Genomic DNA, 12,609 nt, shown 5'->3' on the forward strand with positions numbered 1-12,609 from the left:
GCCCGGCCGCCGATGCCCCGAAGGTGGCTTTCGGGGCGCTCAGGTCCCTGAAGGTCACAGTGATGGCGGGTGCGCGTCGCGGGGTGCCGCGAGATCGGTGGCGGGGCTCCGCTTGGTCCCCGAAGGCCACCCTCGGGGACACTAGCGCCACTTTCCCGGCCCTCGCAGGCGTCCGGGCACGGCTGCGCACGCCCCGAAAGCCACCCTCGGGGCGCTAGACGACACAAATCCACCCCTCGCACGCCCAACCACCGCGACGCGCATGCCCCGAAGGTGACCTTCGGGGCGCTAGAGAGGCTGTCGCAGTTTGATTTCGCCGATCAAGATCAACTTGATGAACCGAAGGACGGGGAGTCGAACACCCGTTGAATCGACGGTGATCATGCTCCGTCACCGAATCTAGTTCGGTGGCGCCGCGGGCGAAAAGTCAAAACGCAACAGCCTCTAGATGCCCTGAAGGTCACCTTCGGGGCACCAGGAAGATCCCCGCCGAGGCAGCAGAAGCCCCCTACCAGAGCGAAGTTCGCGGCACCGGAGTCGCTGAAGGCCACTCCATGACATCTATAGGAGCATCTTTCGGGGCACCCGAAAGCCCACCGCAGGCCCGCGCGGGTGGCAGGAATTTGTCGCGAGGGTGGAGTTTGCGGCGTCTGCGCCCCGAAGGCCACCTACGGGGACTCCGGCCTCCGGAGGAACGTCGCCGCCGCTCAGAGCCCCTGCACGTCGGCGAGTTTCGGGTGCGTGCGGCCGATACGGGCCGCCACCGCGAGCACGCCGGTCAGCAGCGGCACCGGCGCGGCCACCAGTGAAACCCGACCGCTCACCGCCCGGGAAACCAGTAGGTTTTGGTTGCGGCTGAAGAAGAATCCATGCCTCGACGATGGCAGCGGCTCCGTCTGACCACATCGGACAGTGCTCTGGTCCGGCGCGGCGCCCTCCACCCTGGGTATGACCTCCGCGGGTCCGACGCGCGGGCCCCCGCGCGCGGCTACCGTGACGCCCATGGACCTGTCCCGGCTGCCGCGCGGCGCGCATCTCGTCGCGTTCGACCTGGCCGCCGCCGTCGTGTGGTTCCTGGTGTACCTCACCTTCACCACGTCCGTGTCCGGTGGCGGGCAGCCCGCGTTCGACGGCCCGGTGTGGCTCGGCTGGCTCGCCGCCGCGGCGGTGGCGGCACCGCTCGCGGCGCGGCGGCTGTGGCCCCTCGTCACGCTCGGTGTGGAGGTCGCCGGTTCGGCCGGGGCGGTCCTGCTCGGCATGACCCGCGAGCCGTTCCTCGGCGTCGGCTTCGTGCTGTACCTCGTCGCGCTGCGCGAACCGCCGCGGCGATCCGTCGCCGCGCTGGTGTCCGCCGCCGTCGGCATCGCGGGCGCCCTGCTCGCCGGTCACTACCTCGCGCCGGGCCCGATGTGGGGCGACCTGTCGGACGTCGCGGGGTACACGGCCGCGTCCTGGCTGCCTGCCTGCCTCGGCTGGGTCAGCGGGTTCGCGGTGCGGGTTCGCCGTCAGGAGCGGGCGCGGACCACGGAACGGGACCACGAACGCGCGCTGGCCGACGAGCGGCTCCGCCTCGCCCGCGAGCTGCACGACGTGGTGGCGCACAGCATGAGCCTGATCGCGGTCAAGGCGGCGGTGGCCAACCACGTCGCCGCGCAGAACCCCGAAGAGGCCGTCGACGCGTTGCGGATCATCGAAAGCACCAGCCGCGACGGCCTCGCCGACCTGCGCCGCATGCTCGGCGTGCTGCGCGCCGACGACTCCGCGGAGCTGGCACCGGCCCCGGGCCCGTCCGCGCTGGCGGCGCTCGCGAAGCGCGCCGAGATCGGCGGCGTCCAGGTCGACCTCGACGTACGCGGCGTGGCGGACCTGCCGGAGGCGATCGGGCTGTCGGTGTACCGGATCGTGCAGGAATCGCTGACGAACGTGGTCAAGCACGCCGCGCCCGCGCGGTGCACGGTGCTCGTCGACGGGGACGGCGATACCGTCCGGATCGAAGTCACCGACGACGGCACGGGCGCGCGAACCCCGGTGGAGGGCGGCGGGCACGGCCTGGTCGGGATGCGCGAGCGGGCGCTCCTGTACGGCGGCGACCTGACCGCGGGGCCGCGGCCGGGCGGCGGTTTCCGAGTAGCGGCAACGCTTCCGACCACGAACGGGGAACCCGGATGAGCGAGGACGTGCGCGTGCTGATCGCCGACGACCAGGCGCTGCTGCGCGCGAGCTTCCGGGTGCTGGTCGACGCCACGCCCGGACTCACGGTCATCGGCGAGGCGGGCGATGGGGCCGAAGCCGTCGAGGTCACCGAGAAGGAACGCCCCGACGTGGTGCTGATGGACGTGCGGATGCCGGAGATGGACGGGATCGAAGCGACCCGCCGGATCTGCGGCTCCGGCTCGTCGTCGGCGCGCGTACTCATCCTCACCACTTTCGACCTCGACGAGTACGTCTACGCCGCGCTACGCGCCGGGGCGAGCGGCTTCCTGCTGAAGGACACGCCCCCGGCGACGCTGCTGAGCGGCATCTCGCTGGTGGCTCGGGGCGACGCGCTGCTCGCGCCCAGCGTCACCCGGCGGCTGATCTCCGAATTCGCGGCCAGCGCGACCCCGCGCACCACCCGCGACCTCACCGGAGTGACCGCGCGCGAACGCGAGGTGCTCACCCTCATCGCGCGCGGGCTCTCCAACACCGAGATCACCGCGCACCTGCACCTCAGCCAGGCGACCGTGAAAACCCACATCGGGCACCTGCTGGCCAAGCTCGGCGCCAGAGACCGCGCCCAGCTCGTGATCGCCGCCTACGAAAGCGGCCTTGTTTGATATCGGGCTGTGTTTTTATCGGTCGGCAAAATTTGCGCTGCCAGGGCGCGGCTCCCAGCTCGACCCGCCGGTTTGTCGCGGGGTGCGCCCTGCCATCGCAAATTTAGAGGGCCCCAGGGGCCCTGCGACCGACTGCACGCTCCCGGCGCGCGGGGCGCACCGGATCGCCGGGTGCCTGGCTGGGTTTTGCATGGCCGCGCCTTCGGCCCGGACCTCGCGGCACTCGGAGGGTAGGCGGGCGAGCGGGGGACGTGGGCGGCCGCCAAGTGCAGTTAGCGGGCTAAACGTCGTCAGCGGGCGCGCAGAGTGCCGCAGGGCCCTGGCCTGCATTTAGCGGGCTAAATGTCGTCGGCGGCCGTCGGGCAGGCGGCCGGTGCCCTTCATCGGGGTCACCCTGACGACGACCCGCCATGCCCCGAGCGAAGCGAGGTCCGCGCCGGAGGCGCGGCCATTGCCAGGCCAGCCAGGCACCGGCGAGCCGGTGCGCGAAGCGCGCCGGGGAGCGTCCAAGTCGGGCGCGGAGCCGCCAGGCTCCCTGAATTTGCGATGGCGGGGGCGTCCCACGCGGCCAACCTCCGCCTCACCTCCAGAGCTACGCCCCCGGCAGCGCAAATTCTGACGCCCGATAAAGAACACGGGTTTGCGGGCCGCCGTCCGGGTCCAGGGTCGCGAGCGTGGCGTAGTTCCGTCCGTCGACCAGCGCGCGGACCTCGTCGGAAAGGGGTACGGCCATGCCGGGAGGGTAGCGGGGGCACCCCTAACTCCGGTGACGTTCCCGACGTCACACCTGTGAGAACCGCCGACCCTGGATAAGCTCCCCGTCCATGAGCAGCGCCACGGAGCCGATCGGAACGCCGCCGGAGGAAGAGCCGGACATCCACACCACGGCCGGCAAGCTGGCCGACCTGTACCGCCGCTACGACGAGGCGGTGCACGCGGGCTCGGCCCGCGCGGTGGAGCGCCAGCACGCCAAGGGCAAGAAGACCGCGCGCGAGCGGATCGACCTGCTGCTCGACCCGGGGTCGTTCGTCGAGCTGGACGAGCTGGCCCGGCACCGCTCGACCAACTTCGGCCAGGAGAAGAACCGCCCGTACGGCGACGGCGTGGTGTCCGGTTACGGCACCGTCGACGGCCGCCCGGTGTGCGTGTTCAGCCAGGACGTCACCGTGTTCGGCGGGTCGCTCGGCGAGGTGTACGGCGAGAAGATCGTCAAGGTGATGGACCTGGCGATCAAGACCGGCAGGCCGATCATCGGCATCAACGAGGGCGGCGGCGCGCGGATCCAGGAGGGCGTCGTCTCGCTCGGGCTCTACGGCGAGATCTTCACCCGCAACGTGCGGGCCTCCGGCGTGGTGCCGCAGATCTCGCTGATCATGGGCGCGAACGCGGGCGGGCACGTCTACTCCCCCGCGCTCACGGACTTCGTGGTGATGGTCGACAAGACCTCCCACATGTTCATCACCGGCCCCGACGTGGTGAAGACGGTGACCGGCGAGGAGGTCACGTTCGAGGAGCTGGGCGGCGCGCGGACGCACAACACGAAGTCGGGCAACGCGCACTACCTCGGCTCGGACGAAGAGGACGCCATCTCCTACGTCAAGGAGCTGCTCTCGTTCCTGCCGGAGAACAACCTCGCCGAGCCGCCGGTGTTCGACACGCCCGCCGAGCCGGGGGGCTTCTTCGACGAAGCCACCGAAACCGACCGCGAGCTGGACACCCTCATCCCGGACTCGCCGAACCAGCCCTACGACATGCACGAGGTGATCACCCGCGTCCTCGACGACGGGGAGTTCCTCGAGGTGCAGGAGCTGTTCGCGCCGAACGTGATCGTCGGGTTCGGCCGGGTCGACGGGCACAGCGTCGGCATCGTCGCGAACCAGCCGACCCAGTTCGCGGGCTGCCTCGACATCGACGCCTCCGAGAAGGCCGCCCGGTTCGTCCGCACCTGCGACGCGTTCAACGTGCCGGTGCTGACCTTCGTCGACGTGCCAGGGTTCCTGCCCGGCACCGACCAGGAGTGGAACGGCATCATCCGGCGCGGCGCGAAGCTGATCTACGCCTACGCCGAAGCGACCGTCCCGAAGATCACCATCATCACGCGCAAGGCCTACGGCGGCGCGTACGACGTGATGGGCTCCAAGCACCTCGGTGCGGACCTGAACCTGGCGTGGCCGACCGCGCAGGTCGCCGTGATGGGCGCGCAGGGCGCGGCGAACATCGTGTACCGCAAGACGCTCAAGACCGCCGCCGACGAAGGCAAGGACGTCGAAGCGCTGCGGGCCGAGCTGATCCAGGAGTACGAGGACACGCTGCTGAACCCGTACGAAGCGGCCGAGCGGGGCTACGTCGACTCGGTGATCGTGCCCGCCCACACCCGCGGCCACGTGGCGCGAGCGCTGAACCTGCTGCGGGAGAAGCGCGAGACCATGCCGCCGAAGAAGCACGGGAACATTCCGCTGTGAGTGCCGAAGCTGAAGATGCCGAGACCCCGCGTCCGCTGCTGCGGGTCGTGCGGGGCACGCCCGACGATGCCGAACTCGCCGCGCTGACCGCCGTCATCGCCGCTGCCGCGTCCGCGGGCGCGGAACCGGAGAAGCCGCGGCGCCGGTCCGCGTGGGCGGACCGGTCGGCGCTCGTCCGCGCGCCGCACCACCCTGGCCCCGGTGCCTGGCGAGCGTCCGGTCTGCCGCGGTGACCGACGCGCTCTCGAAGGCCACCAGGACCACGACGGCGGGTGAGCGGGAAACGCTCGAAGCGTTCCTCGACACCTACCGCGCGATCCTGCGCGGCAAGCTCGACGGTCTGTCCGAAGTGGACGCCCGGCGCAGCACGGTGCCGTCGGGGACCACGATCGGCGGGCTGGTCAAGCACCTGCGCTGGGTCGAGCAGAGCTGGATCCAGCAGGTGCTGGCCGGTACCCCCGCGGATCAGCTGCCCGCGAGCCCGTCGACGCCGGACGACATCGACGGCGATCTGCGGATGACCCCGGAGGACACGGTCGACGGCCTGCTCGCCGACTACGACGCCGAGTGCCAGCGCTCCCGCGAGACCGCGGCGCGCTTCGAGCTGGACGACATCGGCCGCCATCCGAGGCGCGGTGAGGTGTCGCTGCGCTGGATCTACACGCATCTGATCGAGGAGACCGCGCGGCACGCCGGGCACGCCGACATCCTCCGCGAGCAGATCGACGGCTCCACCGGCCTCGACGTTTAGCGGGCTAAACGTCGTCGGCGGGCGCCAGGGTCGCGTCGAGGTCGGGCAGCCAGAAGCAGGTTTCCAGGGTGCGCAGGTGCGCCCACCGCATCAGGGTGCGCCCTTCGGCATACGACCCGGCGACACCGGCGGCGAGCACGACCGCGCAGCACCCGGCCTCGAGGCGGTGCCCGCCGAAGGCGAGTTCCGCCAGCGCCGCGACGAACCCGAACGCCAGCGGCAGGGTCAGGTTCCGCACCATCAGCGCCTGCGACATCAGCCGGTCGATGTGCGCGGCGGCCTCCTTGTCGTGCACCGCGATCCCGGTCCGCAGCAGCGCCCAGTTGGCGTCGGCGAAGGCGCGGTCGCGGGCCCGCGGGTTCCGGTCGAAGAACCGCTCCCGCGTCCGCTGGGTCTGTCCCTTGGCCGGGAGCACCTTGTCCACCAGCGCCCACAGCTCGTAGGTGACGTGGCCGAGCACGTAGCTGAGGACCACCACGACGATCACCAGCAGCGCGGCGGGCATCGAGGTCACGCGGCCGAGGTCCACCACGTGCAGCCGCGACGCGAGGTAGGCGAGGAATGCCACGTGGAACACGCCCGGCACGGCGTAGGTGAACAGGTCGAAGATGCCGACGGCGAAGGTCACCGAGGTCCTCCTGTGCGCTGGATCGCCGACAGTGTGCCACCTCCAAACTTTCGGCTGTGCCGCCGCCGGAAACGCGGATCTACGGTGAGCTGTCCGGCCCGGCTCGTCGCATGGGGGTTCGAAGCATGTCCCGCAGGTCACTGCTGCTCGTGGTGTTCACCGCCTTGCTGGCGCTGGCGGGCACGGTGCCCGCGAGCGCGCAGAAGGCACCCGCGTTCCAGCTGAAGAACGGCGTCACGCAGCCGGTGTTCTCGGCCGCCGCCGCGATCAGGGAGTCGGTGTGGGTCGAGACCGGCACCGATCTGGACCGCGACGGCAAACCGGACCGGGTCGCCGCGGACATCATCCGGCCGTCGGAACCGGCGGCGCGGGGCCAGAAGGTCCCGGTGATCATGGACGCGAGCCCCTACTACCAGACGCTCGGCCGCGGCAACGAGAGCGAGCTGAAGACGTACGACCAGGCGGGGAAGGCCGTGAAGTACCCGCTGTTCTACGACAACTACTTCGTGCCCCGCGGGTACGCCGTAGTGCTGGTGGACGTGGCGGGCACCTCGCGGTCGCGCGGCTGCCTCGACGCGGGCGGCCCCGGTGACGTGCAGTCAGCGAAGTCGGTGATCGACTGGCTGAACGGCCGCGCCGCCGGGTACACCGCGGTGACTGGCGGCACCAAGGTCTCCGCGGACTGGACGACCGGCGCCACCGGCATGATCGGCAAGTCGTGGGACGGCACGGTGGCCAACGGGGTCGCCGCGACCGGGGTCGACGGGCTGCGCACGATCGTGCCGATCGCCGCGATCAGCTCCTGGTACGACTACTACCGCTCGGACGGCGTCTCCTACACCAGCGGCACGATCGACGCGCTGACCAACAGCCAGGAAAGCCAATGGGGCCGCGCGCACTGTTCGGCCGTGCAACAGGAATTGAAGGCGGGCTCACCGTCCAACGGCGACTTCACCCCGATGTGGGCTGGCCACGACTTCGTGCCCAACGCGGGCAAGGTCAAGGCGAGCGTGTTCGTGGTGCACGGGCAGAACGACCACAACGTCAAGACGATCAACTACGGCCAGTGGTGGAACGCGCTGCCGCCGACCACCCCGCGCAAGATCTGGCTGTCGCAGACCGGCCACGTCGACCCGTTCGACTTCCGCCGCCAGGCCTGGGTGGACACGCTGCACCGCTGGTTCGACCGCTGGCTGCTTGACGTGCACAACGGCATCGAGAACGAGCCGCAGGCTTCCGTCGAGCGCAGCCCCGACAAGTGGGTCGACGACAAGGCGTTCCCCGCCGAGGGCGTGCGCGCGGAGAAGTTCTTCCCCGCCAACGGAAGCACCGCGGGCGTCGGCGTGCTCGGCTCGGCGCAGGCACCGGCCGGGACCCGCGAATCCTTCACCGACGACGGGAAGAGCGCCGCGGAGAGCTGGATCGCCAAGCCCGGTGACCCGTCACCGTCGCGGGTGCTGTTCAGCACCACCGCGCTGCCAGCCGACAAGCAGGTCTCCGGTATCGGCGGCGTCACCGTGACCGCGACACCGTCGACCTCGACGGCGCACCTTTCGGCGATGCTGGTGGACTTCGGCCCGGCGACGATCCGCGGCGAAGAGGGCGAAGGCATCCGGAACCTGACCACGGAATCGTGCTGGGGAGAGAACCGTCCCGGCGACGACGCCTGCTACAAGGACACCGAGGCGGTCAAAGCGAACGTGAGCGGGCAGATCGTCGCCAGGGGCTGGGCCGATCTCGCCAACTACGCCTCGCTCAGCACCCCGCGCCAGCTCACGCCGGGCCAGCCGTACACGATGACCTTCCGACTGTCCACTGTGGACCACGTCTTCCCGGCGGGGCACCGGATCGGGCTCGTCATCGGCGGCACCGACGCGAGCACCATCGCGGCACCGGCGAAGCTGCCGAAGGTGACCGTGGACCTCAACCGGACTTCGGTGACGCTGCCGACGCGCTGACCCCCTCCAGAGCGGGCCCCCTTCGCATCGCGAAGGGGGCCCGCCTCTTTTCACACTGCGTAACCGAAGCACTTCGGGAACGGCATCGACAGCTTGCTAGCCCGAGCCGTATAGTCCACGTGGAATAAACGACGCGGACTCATCGGAGCGGAGCACGAGACGATGGCACCACCGAAGTTGACGCCGCTCGCGCTCGCGGTGCTCGAACTGCTGCACGAGAAGCCGTTGCACCCGTACGAAATGGCCCAGCTGATGCGGGACCGGTGCGTCGACAACCGGGTCAACATCAAGCCGGGCTCGCTGTACCACACGGTCGACCGGCTACTCGGCAACGGATACATCCGCGTCGTGGACACACAGCGCGACGGCAGGCGGCCGGAGCGGACGGTCTACGGGATGACCGACGAGGGCAGGGCCGCCTTCGTCGCGCGCGCCGTCGCGATCCTGGGCACCGTCGCCGACGAACGGCCCGAATACACCTCGGGGCTCGCGGTCATCGACGATCTCGACCCCGGCGTGGTGGTCGAGCAGCTCATCAACCGCGCGATGAAGCTCAGGGCGACGATCGCGGGATTCCGCGTGTACGAAAAACAGCTCCAGGACGAAGAAGTCCCGGAGATCTACTGGGTGGATTGGCGGTTCACGGCCGCGCGGACGGAGTTCGAGCTGGCCTGGACCGAAAAGCTCATCGACGACATCAAATCCGGGCGGCTCGAATGGCAGCACGCCGACCGCCACCGGACCACCGATCTACGCCTCGTCGGCGACGAGGATTCCCATGAGGACAGGGGCAATGACAAGACCGGTTAACCCGTGGGCCGCGCTTTCCGCGCTGTGCCTCGGTTTCTTCATGATTCTGCTGGACACCACCATCGTGATGATCGCCATCCCGGCGATGCTGCGCGGCCTCGGCGCCGGGCTCAACGCGGTGGTCTGGGTCAGCAGCGTCTACCTGCTCACCTACGCGGTGCCGATGCTGTTCACCAGCAGGCTCGGCGACCGCTTCGGCCCGAAGCGCGTCTTCGTCGCCGGGCTGGTCGTGTTCACCGCGGCGTCGCTGTGGTGCGGGCTCGCGGGCACCGTCGAAATGCTCATCGCGGCGCGCGCGGTGCAGGGGCTCGGCGCCGCGCTGATGACACCGCAGACGCTCGCGTTCATCGGCCACCTCTTCCCGCCCGCGAAGCGCGGCGGCGCGATGGGCGTGTGGGGCGCGGTCGCCGGGGTCGCCTCGATCACCGGCCCGCTGCTCGGCGGCGTGCTGGTCGACCACCTCGGCTGGGAGTGGATCTTCTACGTCAACGTGCCGATCGGCGTGGTGACGCTGGTGATGACGCTCGTGCTGGTGCCGGACTGGCAGCCGAAGCACGCGCACTCGTTCGACCTGCTCGGCATCTTCCTCTCCGCGGCGGGCCTGTTCTGCGTCGTGTTCGGCATCCAGAACGGGCAGCAGTACCACTGGGGCACCGTCGCGGGCGGGATCACCGTGTTCGAGCTGATCGGCGCCGGGGTCGTGTTCCTCGTCGCGTTCGTGGTGTGGCAGCGCTACAACCGCAAGGAACCGCTGATCCCGCTGCGGGTGTTCGGCAACCGGAACTTCTCGGCGGGCACCGCGACCGGGACCGCGCTGCAGTTCGGGCTGGTCGGGATGTTCGTGCCGATCACCATCTACATCCAGTCCGTGGTCGGGCTCTCCCCCACCATGGCCGGGCTGCTGACCGCGCCGATGTCGCTGCTCTCCGGCGTCGCGGCACCGCTCGCCGGGCGGCTGTCGGACCGGATGAGCGCGAAGTACCTGATGATGGGCGGGCTCGCCGCGATGGCCGCCGGTCTCGGCGTCCTCGCCTGGCAGGCCCAGCCGGACACGAACCCGTGGGCGCTGATCCCCGGGCTCTGCGTGACCGGGCTCGGGATGGGCTTCATCTTCGCGCCGATGAGCAACGCCACGATGTCCGGTGTGGACCGTCCGCTCGCCGGTGCCGCGTCGGGGATCTACAACACCGCGCGCCAGGTCGGCGGTGTGCTCGGCAGCGCGGCGATGGGTGTGCTGCTGCAGGCGCAGATCGCCGGATCGCTCAGTTCGGAGGCCGAGAAGGCGTCGAGCGCGCTGCCGCCGGAGTTCCGACAGCAGTTCGTCGAAGGCTTCGCCGGCGCTTCGGCGAACGAGTTCGGCGCCAGCGCCGCACCCGCGCTGCCGCCGGGCGTGCCAGCCGACGTCGCCGCGCGGATCGGCGAGGTGGCGACCAATGTCGTCCACAATGGACTGACCGACGCCGCGAAGACCTCGCTGCTGCTCCCGATCGGTGTGCTGCTGCTCGGCGTGGTGGCGGCCGCGACGATGAAACGCGGCACCGCCTCCGGCCACGTTCCCCGGCAGACTCCCGCCGCGGAACCGGCCCCGGTGAGCTGACCCCTGCCCCGAAGGTGGCTTTCAGGGCATTGAGCGCCCCGAAGGTCACCTTCGGGGCAGGTGAGCGGGCCCCGATCCGGATCAGTGCGCCGCGCGGAGGTAGAGGTCGCCGGGGCCCAGCATCGGCGCGGCGATCCGCCAGTGCGCCACCGCGCCCGGCGGCGGGCCGCCGGAATGCCGCTCCAGCACGAAGTCCGCCCGCCTCGGCGCCTCGGGCGCGAAGAAGCGGAAGTTGACCTCCAGCAGCGCCCGCGTCACCGGGCCCGCGGTCGCCTTCGCGGCCGCGATCGCGTCGCGGAGCAGGCCGCGGTCGGAGAACACGTCGACCACCGCGCAGTCGCACGTGTAGGCGAGCACCCCGATTTCGCCCGCGCTCGCGACCACGCCGTCGCCCACGAGGGCACCGATTTCCCTGCCGATCTCGGCGTACTGCGCGCTGGAGGTGTAGTTCGACGTGATCGGCGCGAAGTCGCGAGGCAGCCCGTCGGCCGCGTAGGACCACGCGCTCGCACCGGCCAGCGCCGCCGCCAGCCACCGGACGGCAACGGTCCTGCGCAGCGAAGCCGCCACCGCGCACAGGAAAACCGTGGCGCAGGCGATGCCGGGACCGTAGTACCAGTGGTACGGCGGCACCCGCAGTCCGATGTAGACGATGCAGTACGCGGCACCGGCCAGCGCGAGCACGGCGAACGGCGCGGTGCGCCTCGCCACGGCCGAACGGCGCGCCAGTGCGACCGTCCACATCAGACCCGCCACCGCCGCCAGCACGACCGGCGCGAACGAAAGCGCCACCTGCCAAGGAAAAGTCCGCCAGTACAGCGCGGGGCCGTTCGAGAAGTCCCACTGCCCCCACGCGCGTTGAGCGCCTTGCTGCGTCTTGATCACCAGCGTGTCCGGGACCGCCGCGCCGAGCGCGAACCAGCTCAGCGCGAACCATGGCGCCGCCACCAGCCCGGCGCCGAGCGCGGTCCGCCACAGCCCGGCCCAGCACCGCCGCCGCGCCAGCACCACCACCGCGGCCACGACCAGGAGGTCCAGCCGGACGAGCGCGAGCACACCGGCCACCAGCCCGAGCGCGAATGGCCGCCGCTCGTGCGCGAACACGAGCAGCCACGTCGTCCCGGCGACGCCGAGCGCCACTTCGAGCCCGATCGACGACAGCAGCACGGGGTTCACCACGAGCACGACCGTGGTCACCGGGGCGAACCAGCGCGGAAGTCTCGTCGCCGCGCCGATTCGCCGCAGCGCCAGCGCGGTCAGCACCTGACTGACCACAAAGGACACCCCGGCGGCGAAGACCGCGTTCCTGGTCACGAAGGTCAGCGCGCCCAGCGTCAGGACGTTCAACGGCGAGGTCGCCGTGTTGGCGGTGGCGTCGGCGAGCAGGCCCCACCGGCCGTGGAAGGCGAGGTTCCGCGCGTAGGACAGCGTGATGTAGGTGTCGTCGATCAGGTGCGCGCTCGCCAGCGCGAACACCAGCGCCGCGAGCGAGCCGACTCCGAAAACGAGCCGGAGAGAGGATTTCTCTTCCGCCCCAACCGGTTTTCGGGCGCGTTCGACCCCGGGATGCACCGCCATGTCCGCCCA

At 70.5% G+C, this 12,609-nt stretch carries 11 protein-coding genes; 8 read left to right on the plus strand and 3 right to left on the minus strand.

Going from position 1 to position 12,609, the window contains the following annotated elements; translation table 11 throughout:
- Positions 1–1,002 precede the first annotated feature (1,002 nt).
- Together HUW46_RS13935 and HUW46_RS13940 are read left to right on the plus strand one after the other, a co-directional pair.
- Positions 1,003–2,169, plus strand: a complete 1,167-nt coding sequence (locus tag HUW46_RS13935) for a sensor histidine kinase (RefSeq protein ID WP_215547675.1) — start codon at positions 1,003–1,005, stop codon at positions 2,167–2,169.
- Positions 2,166–2,816: a response regulator gene (locus HUW46_RS13940; protein ID WP_215547676.1), complete on the plus strand. Its 651-nt coding sequence runs from the start codon at positions 2,166–2,168 to the stop codon at positions 2,814–2,816. The genes HUW46_RS13935 and HUW46_RS13940 overlap by 4 nt, the downstream gene beginning before the upstream one ends.
- A gap of 592 nt (positions 2,817–3,408) precedes the next feature.
- Here the strand turns inward: HUW46_RS13940 and HUW46_RS13945 are convergent.
- Positions 3,409–3,549 carry a pyridoxamine 5'-phosphate oxidase family protein gene (locus HUW46_RS13945; RefSeq protein WP_215547677.1) on the minus strand — a complete coding sequence of 47 codons (141 nt, stop codon included), beginning with the start codon at positions 3,547–3,549 and terminating at the stop codon, positions 3,409–3,411.
- A gap of 91 nt (positions 3,550–3,640) precedes the next feature.
- On the opposite strand from HUW46_RS13945, the gene HUW46_RS13950 reads away from it, so the two are divergent.
- From HUW46_RS13950 to HUW46_RS13960, 3 genes are read left to right on the plus strand one after another with little or no spacing between them, the layout of a single operon-like run.
- The gene (locus HUW46_RS13950; RefSeq protein ID WP_215547678.1) at positions 3,641–5,278 is read left to right on the plus strand and encodes an acyl-CoA carboxylase subunit beta; all 1,638 of its coding nucleotides are present in this window, start codon (positions 3,641–3,643) and stop codon (positions 5,276–5,278) included.
- A complete protein-coding gene (locus HUW46_RS13955) occupies positions 5,275–5,511 on the plus strand; it encodes an acyl-CoA carboxylase subunit epsilon (RefSeq protein ID WP_215547679.1) in 237 nt (78 codons plus the stop codon). Before HUW46_RS13950 ends, HUW46_RS13955 begins: the two co-directional genes overlap by 4 nt.
- Entirely contained in the window at positions 5,508–6,029 is a 522-nt protein-coding gene (locus HUW46_RS13960; RefSeq protein WP_215547680.1) for a DinB family protein, read from the plus strand. The genes HUW46_RS13955 and HUW46_RS13960 overlap by 4 nt, the downstream gene beginning before the upstream one ends.
- Positions 6,030–6,033: 4 nt before the next feature.
- Here the strand turns inward: HUW46_RS13960 and HUW46_RS13965 are convergent, their stop codons facing one another.
- Positions 6,034–6,657: a hypothetical protein gene (locus tag HUW46_RS13965; RefSeq protein WP_215547681.1), complete on the minus strand. Its 624-nt coding sequence runs from the start codon at positions 6,655–6,657 to the stop codon at positions 6,034–6,036.
- 125 nt (positions 6,658–6,782) lie between these two features.
- On the opposite strand from HUW46_RS13965, the gene HUW46_RS13970 reads away from it, so the two are divergent.
- The 3 genes from HUW46_RS13970 to HUW46_RS13980 all read left to right on the plus strand — a co-directional run bounded on the left by HUW46_RS13970 (position 6,783) and on the right by HUW46_RS13980 (position 11,022).
- On the plus strand, positions 6,783–8,615 hold the full coding sequence (locus HUW46_RS13970) for a Xaa-Pro dipeptidyl-peptidase (RefSeq protein WP_215547682.1): 1,833 nt from the start codon (positions 6,783–6,785) through the stop codon (positions 8,613–8,615).
- Positions 8,616–8,777: 162 nt separating this feature from the next.
- A complete protein-coding gene (locus HUW46_RS13975) occupies positions 8,778–9,425 on the plus strand; it encodes a PadR family transcriptional regulator (RefSeq protein ID WP_215547683.1) in 648 nt (215 codons plus the stop codon).
- Positions 9,409–11,022: a DHA2 family efflux MFS transporter permease subunit gene (locus tag HUW46_RS13980; protein ID WP_254126157.1), complete on the plus strand. Its 1,614-nt coding sequence runs from the start codon at positions 9,409–9,411 to the stop codon at positions 11,020–11,022. The genes HUW46_RS13975 and HUW46_RS13980 overlap by 17 nt, the downstream gene beginning before the upstream one ends.
- An 81-nt stretch (positions 11,023–11,103) precedes the next feature.
- Here the strand turns inward: HUW46_RS13980 and HUW46_RS13985 are convergent, their stop codons facing one another.
- Entirely contained in the window at positions 11,104–12,600 is a 1,497-nt protein-coding gene (locus HUW46_RS13985; protein ID WP_254126159.1) for a hypothetical protein, read from the minus strand.
- Positions 12,601–12,609: the final 9 nt, after the last annotated feature.

Source organism: Amycolatopsis sp. CA-230715, assembly GCF_018736145.1.
In the GTDB taxonomy this organism is placed as follows: domain Bacteria; phylum Actinomycetota; class Actinomycetes; order Mycobacteriales; family Pseudonocardiaceae; genus Amycolatopsis.